This is a genomic window from Curtobacterium sp. SP.BCo, from assembly GCF_051903265.1.
Taxonomy (GTDB): Bacteria; Actinomycetota; Actinomycetes; order Actinomycetales; family Microbacteriaceae; genus Curtobacterium.
On the sequence record NZ_CP194337.1, the window covers coordinates 437,807 to 456,368 of the forward strand.

Here is an 18,562-nt window from a genome sequence, read left to right on the forward strand (position 1 = left end):
TGCACGAGCCGCAGCCGCTCCGTGCTGAGGGTCGGCTGCGCCGCGAGCCGGTCGCCGAGGGCACTCACGCGCGGCTCCAGGTGCTCATCGTGACGGCGGCGGTGACCGTCGCGGGCGCGAACGCCGCGTCCGGGGCGACGTGGTGGTGACTCGGCCCCATGTGCACGACGTCGTGGACGTCCTCGGCGGACAGGTCCATCGTCCACGTCAGGTCCTCGGACGACCGCGGCACGAACGCCGGGGTCAGGGAGTCGTGCAGTCGTCGCTCCTTCTCCGGGTCGACGCTGATCGTGGCCCCGGCGAGTTCCGCGAGGTGCCCGGTCCGCGGCGTCACCACGACGAGGACCCCGTCGGGGTGCAGCACCCGGGCGTACTCGTGCTGGTTCCGCGGGGCGAACACGTCGAGGACGACCGCGGCTGCGCCGTCGACGACCGGGAGGCGCTCGGTCACGTCCCCGACGACGGCTCCCGCGCGCTCGTGGGCACGCGCCGCCCGCCGGATCGCGACGGCCGACAAGTCCAACGCGACCCCGCGCCTCCCGTCCGCTGCGTCGAGCGCGTGCGCGAGGTAGGTCCCCGGGCCGGACCCGACGTCGAGGACGATGCCCGGCGCGTCCACCGACGCGACGGCGGCGGCGAGCGCCCGCTCGACGGGCGCGTAGTGCCCGTGTCCGAGGAAGCGCAGCCGGGCGTCGACCATGGCCGGGGTGTCGGCGGTGAGCGCGCGGCGCTTCGCGGGCAGCAGGGTCAGGTGTCCCTGCTTCGCCTCGTCGAACCGGTGGCCGTTCGCGCACCCCGCCTGGCCGTCGTCGACGCGTGCGAGGGGCTCGGCGCACACGGGGCACGCGAGCACGGGGAGGAGGTCGTCGCGCACGTCGTCCAGCGTACGGTCGTGGCATGGCCGTGATCCACCGCGCAGAACTCCGCCCGTCCAAGCTCGAAGCGCTCGCCGCCTGGCTGCCGGACCAGCCGTGGAGCGGGGTGACCGCCGGCGAGGACCTCGGCATCCCGGGGAAGTTTCGCTTCGACGACCCCGCGGGCGAGGTCGGCGTCGAGACGATCCTCGTGCGGACCGCGAGCGGCCGTGTGCTGCACGCTCCGCTGACCTACCGGGGAGCGCCGCTGGAGGGCGCCGACGACTTCCTCGTCACCGAGATGGACCACTCCGTGCTCGGACGCCGGTGGGTCTACGACGCATCGGGCGACCCGGTGTACGCCGACGTCCTGCGCCGGGCGATCGCGACCGGCGGGCACGAGGCGGAGCTCACGCGCGACGGAGCCCCGGGGACGTGGGAGAAGGAGGGCACGGCGACCGGCAGCGGGACTGCCCAGGACTCCCCCACCGTGACGTCGGTCGCGGCACGCACCACCGGCGACACGACCATGATCGACACTGGGGACGGGACGCTCGTCCTCGCCCGGGTCGTCGGTGCGGCGCTGCCCGCGGGCGAGACCCTCACCGCGGCCTGGTCCGAGGGCTCCGGCGTCCTCGCCGTCCTGCTGCCGTAGCGCCCTGGCGGGTACGGGCAGGGCCTGCCTGTCCGGAGGCACCGGTGGCAGGATCGAGGGCGTGAAGACACTGGAGTTGCCACAGACGGACCTCACCGCCTCCGACGTCGTCGTCGGCCTGATGCGGATCAACGACATGAGCGACGAGGACATCCGCGCGCTCTACGCCGCGTCGCGCGACGCCGGCGTGACGATGTTCGACCACGCCGCGGTCTACGGCGGCTGGCACGGCTGCGAGGAGCGCTTCGGCTCGGCCGTGACGCTCTCGCCGTCGGAGCGTGCGGAGATCGTGCTGCAGACGAAGGTCGGCATCCGGCCCACGGCGAACGGCGCGTACTTCGACTTCTCGTACGAGCACATCCTCGAGTCCGTCGAGGAGTCCCTCACCGCACTCCGAACCGAGTACATCGACGTCCTGCTCCTGCACCGCCCCGACGCTCTCGTCGAGCCGGAAGAGGTCGCGAAGGCCTTCGACGAGCTCCACGCCGCCGGCAAGGTGCACCACTTCGGCGTCTCGAACCAGACCCCCGGCCAGGTCGACCTGCTCAAGAAGCACGTCCGCCAGCCGCTCGCGTTCAACCAGGTGCAGCTGAGCATCACGCACGCGAACGTCATCGCGCAGGGACTCACCGCGAACATGGCCGGGCTCGACCAGTCCATCTCCCGCGACAACGACATCCTCGACTACTCGCGGATCAACGACATCACGCTGCAGGCCTGGTCGCCGTTCCAGAAGGGATTCTTCGACGGGGTCTTCCTCGGCGACCGTGAGCACTACGCCGAGCTCAACGACGTGCTCGAGCAGGTCGCCGCCGCCCACGGGGTCACCCCGACGGGCATCGCCGTCGCGTGGATCACCCGGCACCCGGCGCACTTCCAGGTCGTCCTCGGCACGACGAACCCCCAGCGCGTCCGGGACTCGGCCGCGGGGTCGGACGTGGTGCTCTCGCGCGAGGAGTGGTACCGGATCTTCACGGCCGCGGGGCACACCGTCCCCTGAGCCGAACGGTTCCGCTCGCGAGCGTGACGTGTCACAATGAGCGGAGACGCCCCATCGAGGTGGGTGCGGAAGTGGTCCCCGGGAGCTCCTGCGGTATAGCGGGGCCCGGGGATCGCGCGTTCACCGGCGGTGTTCGACCACCACGACCCTGTCGAGCAGGACATCCAGGTACTGCGGCTCGCCGCGCCGTGCTCGTCCGACCAGTCCGCAGACAGCGTCTGCCGCCCAGAGCAAGGGCTCGGCAGCACCCGGAGTGTGATCGACGCGCACACCGCGCAACACGCGCCGGGCCCTGAGCGCGTCGACGTGCGCGCGGTCGGAACGATCAGCCGGGCCTCGGGATTCGAGCACGACGGCCCCCACCTCGATCGCGAGGAGTTCCACCAGGAGTCGCTCAAGGGTCAGTCGACGTCGCCGCTCGCTCCTGACGGACGGCTCGTGGACCCCCACGACGACCAATCCCTGCCACTCGTGGAGGGCGAGTTGCCGGACCACCTGGAGCCGGTGGCTGCCGTCGCTCTCGGTCCAGTGCAGCTTGGACGCGCCAGCTGGCTTGAGCCCGTGGAGGCGGGAGCGGAAGTGCTCCGCGACGTCGTCCTGCACGATGACCGCTCCGAGGATGTACACCCCCGGGTCGCGACGGTCACCGGGTTCGGATTCGTCGACGAACGCGGTCGGTGTCATTCCAGGATTCTACCGTTTGCACGCCGTGACGATTCATCACTAGCATCGCGGTGTGCCGTTGAACTTCGTCGCAGTCGACTTCGAGACCGCCAACTTCGACCGTGGCTCAGTGTGCGCGGTCGACCTGACCCGGGTCGCGGACGGGGTCGTTGATCCGTCGATCACCTTCTACGTCGCCCCGCCGACCGGACCCGGCTTCACGAACAGCCACATCCACGGGATCGAGGCTCGTCATGTCGAAAGACCACGCTGGTCGTGATGGGCGGCTTCGACCCGGCGACGCTCCGCCCTGGCGCATCGCTGAGCACGACGGTCCAGCGGGCGCAGGAGCTCGCTGCGAAGGGGCAGCAGGTCGAGGTCGTCACCGAGCAGACGTTCCTCGAGATCCTCTCCTCGACCTGACGCGGGCCCGCGTCAGTCGGACGACGTCGGGGCGCTCGGCACGCTGACGTCGACGGGCGACACCGCCGCCGGGTCCGCCGAGGCACCCCCGACCACGTCGAACGAGATGCCGAGCATCGCCGGGTCCTCGTCGAGCTCGAGCCCGTCCTGCTTCACCTGGTCCTCCGGGATGGCACGGCCGCCGGACGGATCGAACGAGTTCGCAATCGACATGCCGACGAGCATGCCGCTCGCGCTTGAGCGGCGCCTCTGAATCGCCGGAGAACGGTCGATCAGCCTTCCGGGACGTCCGCGGCGACGAGTTCGAGCTGGGTGAGCGGCAGGTCCGACACCGCGGTGACGGTGAAGTCGGTGCCGGTCCCCTGCAACCGGAACACCCGGGTCTGTCCGGTCCAGTCGAACACGGCGTCCTGCACGGCGACGCGGGTGTCACCGAGCGCGGCGTCCCACGAGTACGTGCCCGGCTCGGCGGCGGTGACCGTGTAGAGCGAGGTCGCGACCGGCGCCACCTCGAACGACACCGAGGTCCCGGCGGCGAGGGAGGTGAGGGTGCGGCCGGTGTCGTCGCTCAACGGGGACAGTCCGACGGGCAGCAGGTCGACGGGGGTGTCCCGGTAGCCGTGCACCTCGGACGCGGACACCGGCCGGCTGCCGGCCGCCCAGCCCTGCGGGGTGTCCGACAGCGTGAACTCGATGTGCGACGCAGACACCACGACCGCGTGCGGGATGCTGATCGACGTCCACGGCGACCCGTCGACCGTCACCGACGCGACGTACCCGCCCACCGGGCCGGACACGACCTCGATGACGGTGGGCGTGCCTCCCGGCTGCTGCAGCACCGTGCGACGGACCGACGGCGGCACGAGCACGTAGGAACCCGTCGACGGCGCCAGCGGGTACAGGCCGATCGTGGCGAAGACGTACCAGGCGCTCATCTCGCCGTTGTCCTCGTCCCCCGGGTACCCCTGACCGAGGTCGGAGCCGATGAACAGCCGCTCGAGGCAGTCGCGGACGATGCGGTGCGCGTCGTCGTGCCGGCCCGTGAACATCGGGAAGAACGGGATGTGGTGCGCCGGCTGGTTCGACAGGCCGAGCATGCCCGTCCGGACGTCGCGGGCCTCGGTCATCTCGTGGATCGGGAAGCCGTACGACCCGGCGTGCGCGGTCGCGCCGGTCTCCGGCGTCGCGAAGAACGCGTCGATCGCCGCGTCGAACCGGGCCGGTCCCCCGTGCAGGTCGACGACGCCGGCACCGTCGTGCGGCGCGGTGAAGGCGGTCCCCCACGCGTTCGTCTCGGTGTAGTCGTCGCCCCAGTCCCGCGGGTCGAACTCGGTGCCGACCCGCCACGAACCGTCCGGGTCGCGGCCGATGAAGAACCCGCGCTCGGAGTCGAAGACGTTCCGGTACTGCAGCGACCGTCGGGCGAACCACTCCGCTTCGGCCTCGTACCGGGCCAGGTCGGCCGGCGTCTGCGCGCGGGAGGCGAGCAGGCCCGCCATCACCGCGAGTCCCCAGTCGTTGATCGCGGCGTCGAGGGTCCAGGACATCCCCTCGCTGGTGCCGGTGTCGACGTGGCCGCGGAAGGCACCCGGGAGGCTCCCCTTGCGCCCGACGCGCTCGTCCCGTGGCGGGACGGTCGCGTTGCGCAGCGCGCTCCGGTACGCCTCCGCCAGGTCGAACCCGGTGACGCCCTTCGCCGCGAGGTCTGCGAAGACCGTGTCGCTCGTGGTGCCGGTCATGCAGTCCTCGGCGCCGGGGGCACTCCACCGCGGGGTCCACCCGCCGTCGTGGTGGTGCTCGACGAAGCCCTGCGCGAGTTCACCCGCCGTCTCCGGGGTGAGGAGCGCGAGCAGCGGCCACGCGGTGCGGTAGGTGTCCCAGAAGCCGTTCGTGGTGGTGAACGGCCCGTCGACGACCTCCGGCCCGGGGACGTCACGGATCGGCGACTCCTGCACGGCGCCGTACGGGGAGCGGTGGTGCGGCTGCCCGGTGAGCGCGGTCTCGCCGGCCCGGTTCGGGTAGAGGAACAGTCGGTACAACCCGGAGTACAGGGACGTCAGCTGGTCGGGGGTCGCACCCTCGAAGGACAGCGTCGCGAGCCGCTCGGTCCAGAGTTCCTCGGCGCGGGACCGCATGGCGTCGAACGTGCCCGCAGCGTCGAGGTTCGCTCGGGCGTCCTCGAACGACACGGTCGAGATGCCGAGCAGCACGTCGGTGCCGACTCCGGCGTCAGCGCCGACCGCGATCCAGCCCCGCAGCTCCCGCTCCTCGAAGGAGGTGTGGTCCGCCGTCGCACCGGCGACCCGGAGGTGCACGAAGTGCGGTGGCGTGCCGGGGCGGTCGTCGAGCAGCGCCTCCACCACGGCCGTGCCGTCGGTGATGGCGACGGAGACGTCCGACACCCGGCCGTGGTGGTCGAGCACGATGCTGCGGACGCCGGTGAACCGGAACCCGAGCGCGAACTCCCCCGCCGTCATCTCCGCGATGACACCCTCGTCGAGGGCGACCCGGTAGCGGTGCGGCCCGTCCTGCTCGTGGTCGTGGTCGAACCCGAGCGCGCGGGCGACCCGGTCGGTGTCGGGTGCCGCGAGCGGGGACGGCATCACCTGGAACACCCCGCGGTCGCCCATCCACGGCGACGGGATGTGGCTCGTCGCGAACGCCTGGATCGCGGGACGGTCGTCGGACGCCCGGTCGTGCTCCTGGTACGCGTACGGCCACCGGTTGCTCGAGGCGTCGGTCATCGGCAACCCGAACACGCCCCCGTGCGGGATCCCCACGAGCGGGGCGTTGTTGCCGCGGGAGAACCGGGACGAGGCGTGGGTGCCACGGGTCGTGCGGACGTGCTCGAGCGGGGTGGCCGGGGCCGGGCGGGCGGCCTCGATGCGGACGGCGTCGAGCCAGCCGCGCAGTGCCGGGCGCCCGTCGTCGCTGTCCGACGGCGGGGTGGCGGAGCCGAGCCGTGCCTCCAGGCGGTCCACGACCCGACCCGCGAACGGCGTGAGGTCGACCGCCCGGCGGTTCCACTGGTCGACCCACTGCTTGCGGGCGGCGTCCTGCGCCTCCGGGGTCAGGGCGTCGCCGTACTGGTCGACGACCCCGGCGACGTCGCTCAGCCGGGAGCCGTCGTCGAGGACGACGTCGAGCGCGAACGCCGTCGCGTCCCAGAAGTGCGGCAGGTCCGCCTCGGTCGGTTCCGACGCGCCCTCGGGGAGGGTCCGCTCCGGGAACCACACCCAGGAGAGCTGGTCCCCGACGTCGATCGTCCGCCCGGCGAACCCCGGGACGGTCCACGTCCCGCGCTCGACGAGGTAGCCCTCTGGGGATCCGAACCCGGCCTGGTTCCGCGCGGCCACGGCCGTCGTCGGGCCACCGCTCCGTTGCAGCTCTCGCACACGGTCAGCCTATTTGGTCCACCGTCTGGAAGAAAACCTCCGGCGTGTCATCGATTGTGGCGCCCAGGCGCGTCAGGGCTCGTCGTACCCAGGCGCGTCAGGGCTTGTTGTGCCCAGGCGCGTCAGGGCTTGTTGTGCCCAGGCGCCTCCCCGGACTTGCCCGGGCCGCTCGACCCCACGGCTCCGGTGTCCTGCAACGGGTCCTGCACGGGGTTCGTCACCGGACTCGACGGCTGCGGCCCCACCGACGGGTCGTCCGCCGGGCTGCTCGGCTGCTGCTCCGGCTCGCTCGGCTGCTGCTCGGGCTCGCTCGGCTGCTGTTCCGGTTCGGACGGCTGCTGCTCGGGCTCGCTCGGCTGCTGCGCCGGCTCGGACGGCTGCTGCTGGTCGGTCGACGGCGACGGCGAGGTGGAACTCGACTCGGTCGGGGCCGGCGTGCCGTCATCGCGGTTCAGGGCGAACACGGCGACCACGATCCCGATCAGCACGAGGAGGAGCACGATCACGGCGGCGATCACGGGGCCGCGGCGCCGGCGCTTCGGGGCGTCCGGAGCCGCTGCGGGCGGTGCGGCGACCGGGCCGCGGGGACCGTCGCCGCGGGCTCTGCCGGCCGGGGTGCCGCTCGCGCCGAGCACGGTGGTCGCCACGTCGTCGGGACCACCGCCGGGTCGCTGTGCCGTGGACTGCGCGTCGAGCGCGCGGGTCGCGTCCGGGTCCGGACCGGAGGCCCGGCTCACCGGCATCACGCGCGTCGCGGCGTCCGCACCGGCGGCGGCGCCCGCCCCTGCCGCAGCGGCAGCACCGGCCGCGGCACCACCAGCGGCGGCCGTCCGCGTCCCCGGCCCTCCGGGCAGCAACTGGGTCGCCGGCTCGGCGTCGTCGTAGCCGAGGGCGCGGAGGCGCTGCGCTGCCTCGGCGGCGGTCGGCCGCTCGGCGGGGTCCTGCGACGTCATCACGTGCAGCAGGGTGCGCCACGCGGTCGGCAGGTGCTGGTCGATCTCCGGGCCGCGGGTCAGCCGAGCCGTCGCCGACTCCACCGCACTGCCCGGGAACGGCTGCCGTCCGGTCAGGCACTCGAGCAGCACCAGGCCGAGGGCGTAGACGTCGACCTTGCCCGTGATGCCCTGCCCGAGGACCTGCTCCGGGGCGATGTACGCCGCGGTCCCGATCACCGTGCCCGTCCCGGTGACGCGCGCGGCGTCCCGGAGCAGCGCGATCCCGAAGTCGGCGAGCTTCACGTGCGAGCCGTCGGCCTCCAGCAGGACGTTCGCGGGCTTCACGTCCCGGTGCACGATGCCCTGCTCGTGCACAGCGGCGAGGCCGTCGGCCACCTGGGCACCGACGTGCGCCGTGGTCGCCCGGTCCAGCGAGCCCTCCCGGAGCCGGGTCGCCAGGTCGCTGCCGGGGACGAGCTCCATGACCAGGTACGAGTCGCCGTCGAGGTCGTCGAGCGCCGCGTCGTAGAGCGTGACGAGGGCGGGGCTGCGGAGCGCCGCGAGGGTGTGGATCTCGGCCTCGGCCCGAGCACGCTCACCGTGGTCGACCGGCCCGATGCGGAACACCTTGACCGCGACCTCGCGCCCGAGCTGCTCGTCGACCGCCCGGTACACCGAGGCCATGCCCCCGTGTCCGAGCGTGCCCGTCACCCGGTACCGACCGCCGAAGACCCGTTCTTCCATGCGGGGCAACCTACCGGGAGGACCTGACGGCACCTCTCATCCGCACCGGGGCTCGCGCCCGCACTCGGCGCGGCTCGGCTCGGCTCGGCTCGGCTCGGCTCGGCGCGACTCGGCTCGGCTCGGCGCGACTCGGTGAGCAGAAGACGTCGAGTGGCGCGGAACGATCCGACGACTTCTGCTCACGATGTGCTGCGGTCGGCGGCCACGGGCGGTGCGCCACGGCGCAGCGCGGTGAGGTACAGCCGGTGCGCCGTGATGACGAGGGCGAGCCAAGCCAACCCCAACGCCCAGGCAGCGAGCACGTCGGTGAGCCAGTGGTGCCCGAGGAACACCCGCGATGCACCGACCGACAGCACGAACACCGTCCCGATCACGATCGTCCAGACCCGTGTCACGACCCGCGACTGCCGGAGCAGCAGCAGGTAGACGATCGTGCCGACGATGACCGTCGCGTTCAGGGTGTGCCCCGACGGGAACGACGGCGAGTGCTCGTACGGCGGCACCGCGTCGGCGAGCGGCGGTCGGGCGCGACCGATGAGGTCCTTGCCGGCGACCGTCATGAGCAGCGATCCCCCACTGGCGGCGACCAGGAGCACCACCGGCGTCCACGCCCGTCGTTGGATCGTGAACCCGACGAGGAACCCGAGCGCCACGATCGGCATCCCGATGGTGCCCGCGACGTCGGTCCACCACGTCACCAGGGTGTCGACGACGGGCGAACGAAGGGTCAGCACCCAGTCGAGGACCGGGCGGTCGAGTACCGCGACGTCGTCGCCTTCGCGGACGGCGTCGTACACCCCGGACGCAGCCCAGGTCCCGACGACGGCGACGCCCATGCCGATCACGAGCGTCACGACGAGGAGCGGCAGCGCACCCCAGCGGTGCCCGAGCGCGGTCCAGCGGTCCGCGCCGGCACGCCCGGCCTTCGTCCGCCAGGTCGTGAGGTCGACGGTACCGAGGCGCTGGTCGGGTGCCTCGCGGTGGTCGGGGCGGTCGGCGTGCTCGGTGTCCATCGCCCCACACTGCCCGAACACACCGGGGAACCGCCCCGGCGTGCCGATCACTCCGGAGCGGCCTGCCGGCGCACCGCCCGCCGAGACCGTTGCAGGGCCACGAGCCCGACCGTGGCTCCGACGGCGGCGAGGAACGGCGTCAGGAACCACGCGATCACGATCGTGACCGAGCGGTCCGCCGGCGCGTCGACGCCGCGCAGCAACGTCGACGCCACGAGCGGCAGCGCGACGGTGGCGATCCAGCACACCACCACCAGGACGGTGAGCAGTACGGCGGCACCGCGGTGGTCGGACCTGTGGTGTGGAGTCGTCACGTGCCCATGCAACCAGGGTCAGTCCTTCGCGGCGCCGTAGTCGTCGACGATCGCGACCGACAGCGGGAACACCACAGGGAAGTCCCGGAAGAGCAGACGACCCGCGTCGGCCGCAGCAGCCCGGACCTGCTCGGCGACCCACTCGGCGTGCACCGCGGGGCTGTGCACCACGATCTCGTCGTGCACGAAGAACACCAGGTGCGGGCCGTCCGTCACCGACCCCGGGAAGCGTTCCGCGAGCCGCGATCGCAGCGACCCCATCCACGCCAACGCCCACTCGGCAGCGGTGCCCTGCACGACGAAGTTGCGAGTGAACCGGCCCCAGCTCCGCGCGCGTGACTCCACGGCACGCTGCATCGCGGCGGTGCCCTCCACCGTGTAGGCCTGGTTGCGGGCCTCGAACCACGACGCCTCGGGCACCGGGGACGTCCGGCCGAGCAGGGTCGTGACGGGTTCGCCGCGCTCCCCCGCCCGGGCCGCGCGTTCGACGAGTCGCAGCGCGTCCGGGAAAGCCCGCGCCAGCCGCGGCACGAGCCGGCCGCCCTCGCCCTGGGTCGCGCCGTACATCGCCCCGAGCATCGCCACCTTCGCCTGCTGTCGGCTCTCCACCGCACCGGACGCCACGACGCCGTCGTAGAGGTCCCGCCCGTCCCCCGCCGCGGCCATCGCCCGGTCACCGGCCATCGCCGCGAGCACCCGCGGCTCGAGCTGTGCGGCATCGGCCACGACGAGCTTCCACCCCGGATCCGCCACGACCGCGGGCCGCACGAGCTTCGGCAGCTGCATGGCTCCCCCGCCGTCCGCCGCCCACCGGCCGGTGACGACCCCGCCGACCAGGTACTTCGGATGGAACCGGCCGTCCTGCACCCACTCGTCGAGCCAGGTCCAGCCGTTCGCGGTCAGCAGGCGAGCGAGTCGCTTGTACTCGAGCAAGGGCTCGATCACCGGGTGCTCGATCTCCTGCAGCTCCCACTTCCGGGTGCTCGTGACCATGAGGCCGGCCCGCCGCAACGACTTCAGCACGTCGGTCGGCGAGTCCGGGTTGAGCGACGGGTCGCCGAGTCGATCCCGGATGACGGCTGCGATCTCCTCGAGCCGCCGGGGCCGCACGCCGTACGGCACCCGCGGTCCGAGGGCGTCCTCGAGCAGCTCCTCGTGCACGTCGGGCCGCCACGGCAACCCGGCGTGGAACATCTCGGCGGCGACCAGCGCACCGGCGGACTCGGCCGTCAGGAGCAGGCGCAGGGCCCCCGGCGCGGTCGACCCGGCGACGGCGTCGATCTGTGCCCGGAGTTCCGCGACCGGATCGAGCGCGTCGTCCGGCGGCGCCACCTGGAACAGTGCGTCGTCGAACAACTGCGCCTGCGTCGGACGGACGACGCGCGATTCCTGCACCGGAGCGTCCCACGCGTCCGTCGGTGCCGCGGCGAGCGCCGACCCCCGTGTCGCCAGGGCAGCGCGCAGGACACGACGACCGAGGCGCAGGTCGGTGCACCGTCCCACGCGACCACCGGCAGCGAGCACCGCGGGGTACCAGCGCGCGGTGTCGTCCCACACCCAGCGCACGTCCGGCGCGTCCCGGGACGCGACGAAGGCCGGGAGGCGCGACTCGTCCACACGGGTCGGGTCACCGTCCGCGGTCCCCGCGTCGGTCAGGGGCGTCGCGAGGACGCCGCCGTCGACGCGGCGGAGGACGAGGTGCACAGGACGATCATGCCGTGCACCACCGTCAGACGTCGGCGCACGGCACCGTCGTCAGGACTCGATCTCCACGATGTCGGCGTCGGGAGCGTTCTTCTGCACGGACGCGATCCCGTTCTTCGCACCCGCCTTCGACGCGTACCCCTCGGAGGTCGCGATGACCTCACCGTTGCCGGCCTTCAGGCGGAAGCGGTACTCGCCCTTGGCGTCGGTCCAGATCTCGAACTTCCCGGCCATGTCGACTCCTCGTCGATCCGATGGTGCCCGATGTCCGCTCTGCGCGGTCCACTCGGCACGCTACTGCTCGGCGGGCTTCCGCGTCACCCCTCCTGGGCGGACGGCCGCGGTGTCGGCGACGTCGATGCGGATGTCGCCGTCCTCGGCGCGGGAGACCTCCACGCGCGGGTCGGCGTCGTGCTCGTCCGAGCCGGACATCCGACGGAAGGTGTCCTGCCGGCGCTCCTCGAAGGACATGTCCACGCCGTCGTCGAGGTGGTCGCGATCTGGCTCGTTCATGCGCGTGACGGTACCCGCCGACCGCTGGGGTGTCACGCCACCTCGGCGACGCCGGTCCGTTCCGACCAGTGGCCGCCGGCACGCCAGCGCTCCAGCACCGCCCGCTGCACCCGTCCGGTGGCGGTGGCGTGTCGTGCGGTCGCCGGATCGGTGCCGAAGACGAACTTGGCGACGCTGACGTCGCCGTCCGCGGCGTCGTGCGGGCCCGGTGGCAACAGGGTGAACCGAGCGGCGAACCGCACGAGGTTCGCCTCCGGTCCGAGCCCGTCCGCCAACCCCGGGTCGAGGGTCCACGAGCGGCAACTCCACCGCGTCGCCCGGTGGTCCGGTGCCAGGCGCCGGAGCAGGTCGGGCGCCTCGGCGAGCGACCGGTCGCAGGCGTCCGGGTCGAGCGGACCGGTCTCGGGGACGTGCACCGCCCAGGCCCGGCTCCCGTCCGGCAGACGCGCACCGAGCTCGTACTGGAGGCGCCCCACGGCCACCACACGTCCGGTCGCGACGGCGCAGAACCAGTCCACCCCGGTGCCCCCGACGCCGTAGCGCTCGCGCTTGCGCGCCACGTCCGCGGTGCTCGCAGCCGCCTGCTCCGGGGTCGCGCCGTGCGCCACGAGCCATGCCTCGGTCCGCGGGAGCACGGCCTGCACCGCGGCCATCACCAGGGCGTCCCGGTCGGCCGCGGGCGCGTCGGCGACGGTCGCCGCGAGTGCCGCGGCGAGCGCCGCGGGGTCCTGGACGCGACCGACCGCCCGCGCGAGGAGCGCGACCGAGGCGGGACGGGCCTCCAGGCCGGTCGGGACCGTCACCGGTCCGCTCACTTGAGCCCGGACGACGCCAGGCCGTCGATCACCCGACGCTGCAGCACGATGAACATGATCAGCACCGGCGCCATCGCCATGAGGCTCGCCGCCATCAGCACCGGGTAGTCGATCGTGCGGTCGCCCGACAGCGTCGCGAGCCCGGCGGCGAGCGGCATGTCCTCCGCCCGGGTCGAGACGACGAGCGGCCAGAGCAGCTCGTTCCACGACCACAGCACCGTCGTGATCGCCAGCACGCTGATCGACGGACGCGCCAGCGGCAGCATGATGCGCCAGAACGTCTGGAACGGGTTCGCACCGTCCATCCGCGCCGCCTCTTCGAGCTCCGGAGGGAGGTTCAGGAACGCTGTGCGCATCAGGAACGTGCCGAACGCGCTGAACAGCCCCGGCGCGACGATCCCCATCAGGGTGTCGAGCCACCCGAGGCCCTGCACGATCTGGTACTGCGAGATGAGGTACACCTGCGAGGGCACGAGCAGGATCGACAGGACGATCGCGAGCAGGACCGCGCGGCCGCGGAACCGCATCCGGGCGAACGCGTACCCCGCGAGCGTGCAGAGGACGATCTGGGCCAGCGTGCGGATGATCGTCACCATCACCGAGGTGCCGAGCTGGCTGAGGAACGGCAGGCGCTCGAAGACCTGCGCGTAGTTCTGCCACTGCAGGTCGCCGGGCCAGAAGGTCGGGGTGACCGACTGCACCTGCGCGTTCGTGGAGAGCGACATGATGATCTGCCACAGGAACGGGAAGGCCATCAGGAAGCCGCCGACGCCGAGGACGACGTGGATCCACCAGTGGCTGCCCCCGCGGCGCATCCTGGTGCGCTTCGTGCTCGTGGTGGCCGTCGCGGTCATGCCTGCACCCACTTCTTCTGGACCCGGAACTGCACAAGCGTGACGATGCCGATCAGGACGAAGATCACCATGGCGATCGCTGCCGCGAAGCCCTTGTCGTTGTCGATGAACCCGGCGCTGTAGAAGTAGAAGACGAGGGACATCGTCTTCGGGATGACCGGGTTCGTGCTGCCGAGGATGGCGTAGAGCAGGTCGAAGAGCTGGAAGCTCGAGATCGTCGTGACGATCAGCACGAAGAAGATGCTCGGGCTGAGGAGCGGCACCGTCACCGAGCGGAACTGCCGCCACCGGCTGGCACCGTCGAGCTCGGCTGCCTCGTACAGTTCCGGCGGGATGTCCTTCAGTCCGGCGCCGAGGATGATCATCGAGAACCCGAGCGACGACCAGAGGCCCACGAGCGACACCGCGACGAGGGCGAAGCCGGGGGTCGAGATCCAGTACGGGCCGTCGACACCGAAGCGACCGAGGAACCAGTTCACGATGCCGTAGTCGCCGTTGAACATGATGCGCCAGACCAGGGCGATCGCAGCGGGCATCGCGACGTACGGCAGGAAGAACAGCACACGGTAGAACTGGGCGAACCGGAGGCCCGGGGTGTTCAGCAGGCTCGCGAGCCACACCGCGACGGGGATCCCGAGCAGCACGATCACCGTGTAGACCACCGTGTTGAGCAGCGACTGGTACAGCTGCGGGTCGGAGACGAGCCGGACGTAGTTCGCGACGCCGCTGAACGTCGCGCCGCCGAAGACGCCCCACGTGGTGAACGAGTACCAGAACGTCTGGATGATCGGCCAGATGTAGAACGTGCCGACGCCGATCAGCAGCGGGAGCACGAACAACCACGGCCAGGCGCCGTCGGTCCGGCGGAGGCCACGCGGGCGGTCGCCGGCGGGGGCGCCCCGCCCGGACGCGCGCTGCGTCCGGGCGGGGCCGGTGGCGACGGGGGTCGCCGCGGTGTCGGGCTCTTCGGTGTGGATCGTCATCGGGTCTCTCCCTGACGCCGGGGCGTCACTTCTCCTTGCCGAGGGCGGCGTCCATCTTCTGCGCGAGCTGCTTCGCGACCTCGTCGACCGGGGTCGAGCCGTCGAAGGCACTCGGCAGGAGGTTCGTCTCGAGGGTGTTCCAGGCGGCGGTGTTCTTCGACACGGGCAGCGGCTTCGCGTAGTCGACCGCGTCGAGGAAGACCTGCAGGTCGGCGTCGGGCATGGTCTTCGTGAAGGCGGCCTGCGTCCCCTCGTAGGCGGGGATCACGGCGCCCATGTCGCCCTGCTGCTGCTGCGCCTGCTTGCTCGCCAGGTAGACCTGCAGCGCCTGTGCCGCGGCCTGGTGCTTCGAGCCGGCCGCGACGACGTTCGAGACCCCGTGGATGACGGTGGCCTGCTCCTTGCCCTTCGGCAGTGGGTAGACGACGACGTCCTTCTCGAGGTCCGTGCCGGACAGGGCCGAACGGAACCAGCTCCCACCCTGGTACATCGCGAGCTTGCCCGAGGTGAACCACTGGTCGGCGGTGGTGTCGGTGAGCTGCTTGATCGACGGCGATGCCCCCGACTTGATCAGGTCGGTCCAGAACTGCAGGCCCTCCTCCGACGCCTTCGTGTCGTACATCGACTTCTTGCCGTCGCCGCCGATGACGGAGCCACCGGCCTGGAAGATCGTGTCGTAGTACGTCGTCTGGCCGTCCATGCCGCCCGCGGCGCCGTACGCCCCCTGCGCCTTGAGCCTCTCGGAGAGCTCCGCGCCGGTCTTCTGGAAGTCGTCCCAGGTCCAGTCCTTCGACGGCATGGCCATGCCGGCCTGCTGGAACAGCGCCTTGTTCATCCAGACGCCGATGGTGTCGAAGTCCTTCGGGACGCCGTACTGGGTGCCGTCGTACGTGTACAGGTCGTTGAGCGCCGACGAGTACTCGTCCGGCTCGATCGCGCCGGCCTTGACCGCACCGGTGATCGGCGCGAGCTTGCCGTTCGCCGCGTACAGCTGGAAGTTCGGGCCGTTCATCCAGAAGACGTCCGGCAGGGTGTTGCTGGAGCCCTGGGTCTGCAGCTTGGTCCAGTAGCTGGCGAACGGCGTCACGTCGACATTGACCGTGATGTCGGGGTACTCCTCCTTGAACCCCTGCAGGTTCGCCTTGATCGCCTTGACCTGGTTCTCGTCCCAGACGGCGTACGTCAGGGTCGCCTTGGTGTCCTTGGTGGCCTTCTCGTAGTCGCCGCCGGAGCCGGCGGCTCCGGAGGACGTGCTGCAGCCGGCGAGGAGCACGGCGGCACCGATCGCGGCGACGGCGCCGAGGAGCGCGCGGCGACGGCCACGGCCCTTCGCGGAGGTGGGTGCGGGCATCGGGTGTCCTTTCGCGAGTCCGTCAGCGGGTGACGGCCGGGGTGGGGGTGCTGAAGTGGGCGATCGTCGCCGCCGGGAGCGGCGGGACGTCGATCGGAACCGAGCCGTTCCGGAGCGAACGGGTCGCGAGGGCTCCGGCGGCGACGGCCGCGCGGGCCGCGATCGGGGAGAGCGTCGTGGGCTCCCCCAGCGCGACGGCGCGGAGGAACTCGGTCATCGTCACGAGGTCGGCGTCGGCGTGCCCGGACGCGACGCCGTCGATCGGGTACTCGCGGTCCCCCGCGACGTCCCAGCCCCGACGGTGCGTCCAGACCTTCACGACCCCGCCGCCGGTGTCGCCGATGTTCTCGAGGCGGCCCTCGGTGCCGATCACCGTGTAGTTCCGCCAGTAGTCCGGGGTGAAGTGGCACTGCTCGTAGCTCGCCTGCACCCCGTTGTCGAGCGTCATCATGACCATCGAGACGTCCTCGACGTCGACGACCGGGTTGAGTCCGGTCTGCTCGAGCGGTGGCCAGTTGTCGAGCGAGAACCAGTCCCCCATCAGCTCGCCGCTCCGGTCGCGCCGGTCCGTGACGTCGCCGTACACCGACAGCGAGCCCATGCCGACGACCCGTGCGGTGTCGCCGCCGCCGAGGGCGTGGATGACGTCGAGGTCGTGACTGGCCTTCTGCAGGAGCAGCGAGTTCACCTTTGCGCGGTCGGCGTGCCAGTCCTTGAAGTAGTAGTCGCCGCCGTTGCCGACGAAGTGTCGGCACCAGACCGCCTTGACCTGGCCGATCTCGCCGCGGTCGACGATCTCGCGCATCAGCCGGACGACCGCCGCGTGCCGGAAGTTGTGCCCGACGTACAGGGGCGTGCCCGTCTCGGCGGCGGTGTTCAGGACGGCGTCGGCGTCCTCCACCGTGATGGCGAGCGGCTTCTCGAGGTAGACCGCGATGCCGGCGCGGAGCAGGTCCACCGCGATCTCGGCGTGCGTCCAGTCGGGGGTGGTCACGATCGCCGCGTCCACGGCGCCGACGAGGTCCCGGTGGTGCTCCACGACGAGGGCGTCGGGGTACTCCGCGTGCCCGCGCGCCCGCCCGTCGGCGGTGACGTCCGCGACGGCGGTGACCCGTGCCTCCAGGTCGGGGTGCGTGGCGACCGCCTCGGCGACGTGCCGGGCGATCGCGGACCGCTGGCCCATCCCGACCACCGCGACGCGGAGGGGTTCGTTCGTGTCGACGCTCATCTCGCTCCCTTGCGTGATTGTGACGCCCATGATGCCGAATCGATCATGAATGCACAATAGGCGCTCACCGAACGCTCATGGGCGGACCACGAGGGGTTTTACACGATGGAAACGTCGCGCACAGGATCGGATGTCGTGTGCAGGGCAGGCCGTGGCAGTCGCTCGGGGCCGCGGATTTGGCGGGTCAGCGCAGCCGCTCCGGGCACGGACTGCTCCGGTCGCGGAGCCGCCAGCGTCGGCTCAGTCGGTGACGACGAGCTCCACGCCCGCGCTGGCGAGGTCGGCGGCGAAGGCCGACGGCACCGACCGGTCGGTGACGAGCACGTCGATGCGGTCCAACGGGCAGATGCGGGCGAACGTCGCACGCTCGATCTTCGTGGAGTCCGCGACCACGATCACCCGGCGACCGACGGAGGCGAAGTGCCGACTGACCTCGGCCTCGCCCTCGTGCATCGTCGTCGCACCGTACTGGCCGCTCAGGCCGTCGACCCCGAGCACGACCACGTCCAGCGCGAACTCGTCGAGGGTGTCGCGGACGAGCGGCCCGACGAGCTCGTACGACTGCCGGCGCGCGACCCCGCCGGTCACCACGATCTTGACGTTCGCGCGGACGGACAGCTCGTAGCCGATGTTCAGCGCGTTCGTGACGATCGTGACGCCGTACTCGCCGTCCGCCCGGGTGAACCGCTCGCTCTTCCCGAGCTCGCGCGCCACCTCGGTCGTCGTCGTCCCGCCGTTCAGCCCGACGGTGTCGCCCGGCTGGATCAGGCGGGTCGCCGCCCGGGCGATGGCGGTCTTCGCCTCGGCCTGGCGCGCGATCTTGTACTGCAACGGCAGCTCGTAGCCGGCCCCGAGCGCAGCGGCTCCCCCGTGCGTCCGGGTGACGAGTCGCTGGTCCGCGAGGGTCGCCAGGTCGCGCCGGGCGGTCGCCGGCGAGATCCCGAGCATCTCCCCGACCTCGGCGATCGACACGTTGCCGCGTTCGCTCACGAGTTCGAGCAGGGCGTTGAGCCGCTGTTGCGGAGTCATGACGGCCATCCTACGGCGCGGTCACGCCCGCCCGGTGAGCGGAAATGACGTCTTGGGCTTCCATCGCGCACGATCGCTCGCTACGCTTC

The 18,562-nt window shown here is 71.8% G+C and carries 20 protein-coding genes; 4 read left to right on the forward strand and 16 right to left on the reverse strand.

Annotated features, from left to right (window positions below; all coding sequences use genetic code 11):
* Positions 1-64 precede the first annotated feature (64 nt).
* Positions 65-874, reverse strand: a complete 810-nt coding sequence (locus tag ACRQ4B_RS02050; RefSeq protein WP_439693046.1) for a putative RNA methyltransferase — start codon at positions 872-874, stop codon at positions 65-67.
* Between the two features lie 23 nt (positions 875-897).
* Between ACRQ4B_RS02050 and ACRQ4B_RS02055 the strand changes: the two genes are divergently transcribed.
* Both ACRQ4B_RS02055 and ACRQ4B_RS02060 read left to right on the forward strand, forming a co-directional pair.
* Positions 898-1,509, forward strand: coding sequence for a CG0192-related protein (locus ACRQ4B_RS02055; protein ID WP_439693047.1), 612 nt, complete (start codon positions 898-900; stop codon positions 1,507-1,509).
* Between the two features lie 61 nt (positions 1,510-1,570).
* Entirely contained in the window at positions 1,571-2,509 is a 939-nt protein-coding gene (locus tag ACRQ4B_RS02060) for an aldo/keto reductase (protein WP_439693048.1), read from the forward strand.
* A 120-nt stretch (positions 2,510-2,629) separates the two neighbouring features.
* On the opposite strand, the gene ACRQ4B_RS02065 is transcribed toward ACRQ4B_RS02060, so the two are convergent.
* The gene (locus ACRQ4B_RS02065) at positions 2,630-3,136 is read right to left on the reverse strand and encodes a hypothetical protein (protein WP_439693049.1); all 507 of its coding nucleotides are present in this window, start codon (positions 3,134-3,136) and stop codon (positions 2,630-2,632) included.
* 109 nt (positions 3,137-3,245) lie between these two features.
* Here ACRQ4B_RS02065 and ACRQ4B_RS02070 point away from each other — a divergent pair, with 109 nt between their 5' ends.
* Both ACRQ4B_RS02070 and ACRQ4B_RS02075 read left to right on the forward strand, forming a co-directional pair.
* Positions 3,246-3,452, forward strand: coding sequence for a hypothetical protein (locus tag ACRQ4B_RS02070; protein ID WP_439693050.1), 207 nt, complete (start codon positions 3,246-3,248; stop codon positions 3,450-3,452).
* Positions 3,452-3,595, forward strand: coding sequence for a hypothetical protein (locus tag ACRQ4B_RS02075; protein WP_439693051.1), 144 nt, complete (start codon positions 3,452-3,454; stop codon positions 3,593-3,595). The genes ACRQ4B_RS02070 and ACRQ4B_RS02075 overlap by 1 nt, the downstream gene beginning before the upstream one ends.
* A gap of 12 nt (positions 3,596-3,607) precedes the next feature.
* Here the strand turns inward: ACRQ4B_RS02075 and ACRQ4B_RS02080 are convergent, their stop codons facing one another.
* From ACRQ4B_RS02080 to ACRQ4B_RS02145, 14 genes are all read right to left on the reverse strand, one after another.
* A complete protein-coding gene (locus ACRQ4B_RS02080) occupies positions 3,608-3,808 on the reverse strand; it encodes a hypothetical protein (RefSeq protein ID WP_144753574.1) in 201 nt (66 codons plus the stop codon).
* A 59-nt stretch (positions 3,809-3,867) separates the two neighbouring features.
* On the reverse strand, positions 3,868-6,990 hold the full coding sequence (locus ACRQ4B_RS02085) for a GH92 family glycosyl hydrolase (RefSeq protein ID WP_439693052.1): 3,123 nt from the start codon (positions 6,988-6,990) through the stop codon (positions 3,868-3,870).
* A gap of 122 nt (positions 6,991-7,112) precedes the next feature.
* Complete coding sequence (locus tag ACRQ4B_RS02090) at positions 7,113-8,669, reverse strand: protein kinase domain-containing protein (protein ID WP_439693053.1); 1,557 nt, start codon at positions 8,667-8,669, stop codon at positions 7,113-7,115.
* A gap of 179 nt (positions 8,670-8,848) precedes the next feature.
* On the reverse strand, positions 8,849-9,682 hold the full coding sequence (locus tag ACRQ4B_RS02095; protein WP_439693054.1) for a phosphatase PAP2 family protein: 834 nt from the start codon (positions 9,680-9,682) through the stop codon (positions 8,849-8,851).
* A gap of 47 nt (positions 9,683-9,729) precedes the next feature.
* The gene (locus tag ACRQ4B_RS02100; RefSeq protein ID WP_439693055.1) at positions 9,730-9,996 is read right to left on the reverse strand and encodes a hypothetical protein; all 267 of its coding nucleotides are present in this window, start codon (positions 9,994-9,996) and stop codon (positions 9,730-9,732) included.
* Positions 9,997-10,014: 18 nt separating this feature from the next.
* Complete coding sequence (locus ACRQ4B_RS02105) at positions 10,015-11,700, reverse strand: bifunctional 3'-5' exonuclease/DNA polymerase (protein ID WP_439693056.1); 1,686 nt, start codon at positions 11,698-11,700, stop codon at positions 10,015-10,017.
* Between the two features lie 51 nt (positions 11,701-11,751).
* Entirely contained in the window at positions 11,752-11,934 is a 183-nt protein-coding gene (locus ACRQ4B_RS02110; protein WP_439693057.1) for a YegP family protein, read from the reverse strand.
* A gap of 60 nt (positions 11,935-11,994) precedes the next feature.
* Positions 11,995-12,213: a hypothetical protein gene (locus tag ACRQ4B_RS02115; protein ID WP_439693058.1), complete on the reverse strand. Its 219-nt coding sequence runs from the start codon at positions 12,211-12,213 to the stop codon at positions 11,995-11,997.
* A 32-nt stretch (positions 12,214-12,245) separates the two neighbouring features.
* Positions 12,246-13,016 carry a hypothetical protein gene (locus ACRQ4B_RS02120; RefSeq protein WP_439693059.1) on the reverse strand — a complete coding sequence of 257 codons (771 nt, stop codon included), beginning with the start codon at positions 13,014-13,016 and terminating at the stop codon, positions 12,246-12,248.
* A gap of 8 nt (positions 13,017-13,024) precedes the next feature.
* A complete protein-coding gene (locus ACRQ4B_RS02125; protein WP_439693060.1) occupies positions 13,025-13,882 on the reverse strand; it encodes a carbohydrate ABC transporter permease in 858 nt (285 codons plus the stop codon).
* The gene (locus tag ACRQ4B_RS02130; RefSeq protein WP_439693061.1) at positions 13,879-14,865 is read right to left on the reverse strand and encodes a carbohydrate ABC transporter permease; all 987 of its coding nucleotides are present in this window, start codon (positions 14,863-14,865) and stop codon (positions 13,879-13,881) included. The genes ACRQ4B_RS02125 and ACRQ4B_RS02130 overlap by 4 nt, the downstream gene beginning before the upstream one ends.
* A gap of 25 nt (positions 14,866-14,890) precedes the next feature.
* A complete protein-coding gene (locus ACRQ4B_RS02135; RefSeq protein WP_439693062.1) occupies positions 14,891-16,216 on the reverse strand; it encodes an ABC transporter substrate-binding protein in 1,326 nt (441 codons plus the stop codon).
* Positions 16,217-16,238: 22 nt separating this feature from the next.
* Positions 16,239-17,444: a Gfo/Idh/MocA family protein gene (locus ACRQ4B_RS02140; RefSeq protein ID WP_439693063.1), complete on the reverse strand. Its 1,206-nt coding sequence runs from the start codon at positions 17,442-17,444 to the stop codon at positions 16,239-16,241.
* A 240-nt stretch (positions 17,445-17,684) separates the two neighbouring features.
* Positions 17,685-18,473, reverse strand: coding sequence for a DeoR/GlpR family DNA-binding transcription regulator (locus ACRQ4B_RS02145; protein WP_439693064.1), 789 nt, complete (start codon positions 18,471-18,473; stop codon positions 17,685-17,687).
* Positions 18,474-18,562: the final 89 nt, after the last annotated feature.

Coding starts and splice junctions, on each gene's coding strand:
- ACRQ4B_RS02055 (WP_439693047.1), top strand. CDS start 898: ATGGCCGTGATCCACCGCGCAGAACTCCGCCCGTCCAAGCTCGAAGCG.
- ACRQ4B_RS02075 (WP_439693051.1), top strand. CDS start 3,452: ATGGGCGGCTTCGACCCGGCGACGCTCCGCCCTGGCGCATCGCTGAGC.
- ACRQ4B_RS02080 (WP_144753574.1), bottom strand. CDS start 3,808: ATGTCGATTGCGAACTCGTTCGATCCGTCCGGCGGCCGTGCCATCCCG.
- ACRQ4B_RS02090 (WP_439693053.1), bottom strand. CDS start 8,669: ATGGAAGAACGGGTCTTCGGCGGTCGGTACCGGGTGACGGGCACGCTC.
- ACRQ4B_RS02095 (WP_439693054.1), bottom strand. CDS start 9,682: ATGGACACCGAGCACGCCGACCGCCCCGACCACCGCGAGGCACCCGAC.
- ACRQ4B_RS02110 (WP_439693057.1), bottom strand. CDS start 11,934: ATGGCCGGGAAGTTCGAGATCTGGACCGACGCCAAGGGCGAGTACCGC.
- ACRQ4B_RS02115 (WP_439693058.1), bottom strand. CDS start 12,213: ATGAACGAGCCAGATCGCGACCACCTCGACGACGGCGTGGACATGTCC.
- ACRQ4B_RS02125 (WP_439693060.1), bottom strand. CDS start 13,882: ATGACCGCGACGGCCACCACGAGCACGAAGCGCACCAGGATGCGCCGC.
- ACRQ4B_RS02130 (WP_439693061.1), bottom strand. CDS start 14,865: ATGACGATCCACACCGAAGAGCCCGACACCGCGGCGACCCCCGTCGCC.
- ACRQ4B_RS02135 (WP_439693062.1), bottom strand. CDS start 16,216: ATGCCCGCACCCACCTCCGCGAAGGGCCGTGGCCGTCGCCGCGCGCTC.
- ACRQ4B_RS02140 (WP_439693063.1), bottom strand. CDS start 17,444: ATGAGCGTCGACACGAACGAACCCCTCCGCGTCGCGGTGGTCGGGATG.
- ACRQ4B_RS02145 (WP_439693064.1), bottom strand. CDS start 18,473: ATGACTCCGCAACAGCGGCTCAACGCCCTGCTCGAACTCGTGAGCGAA.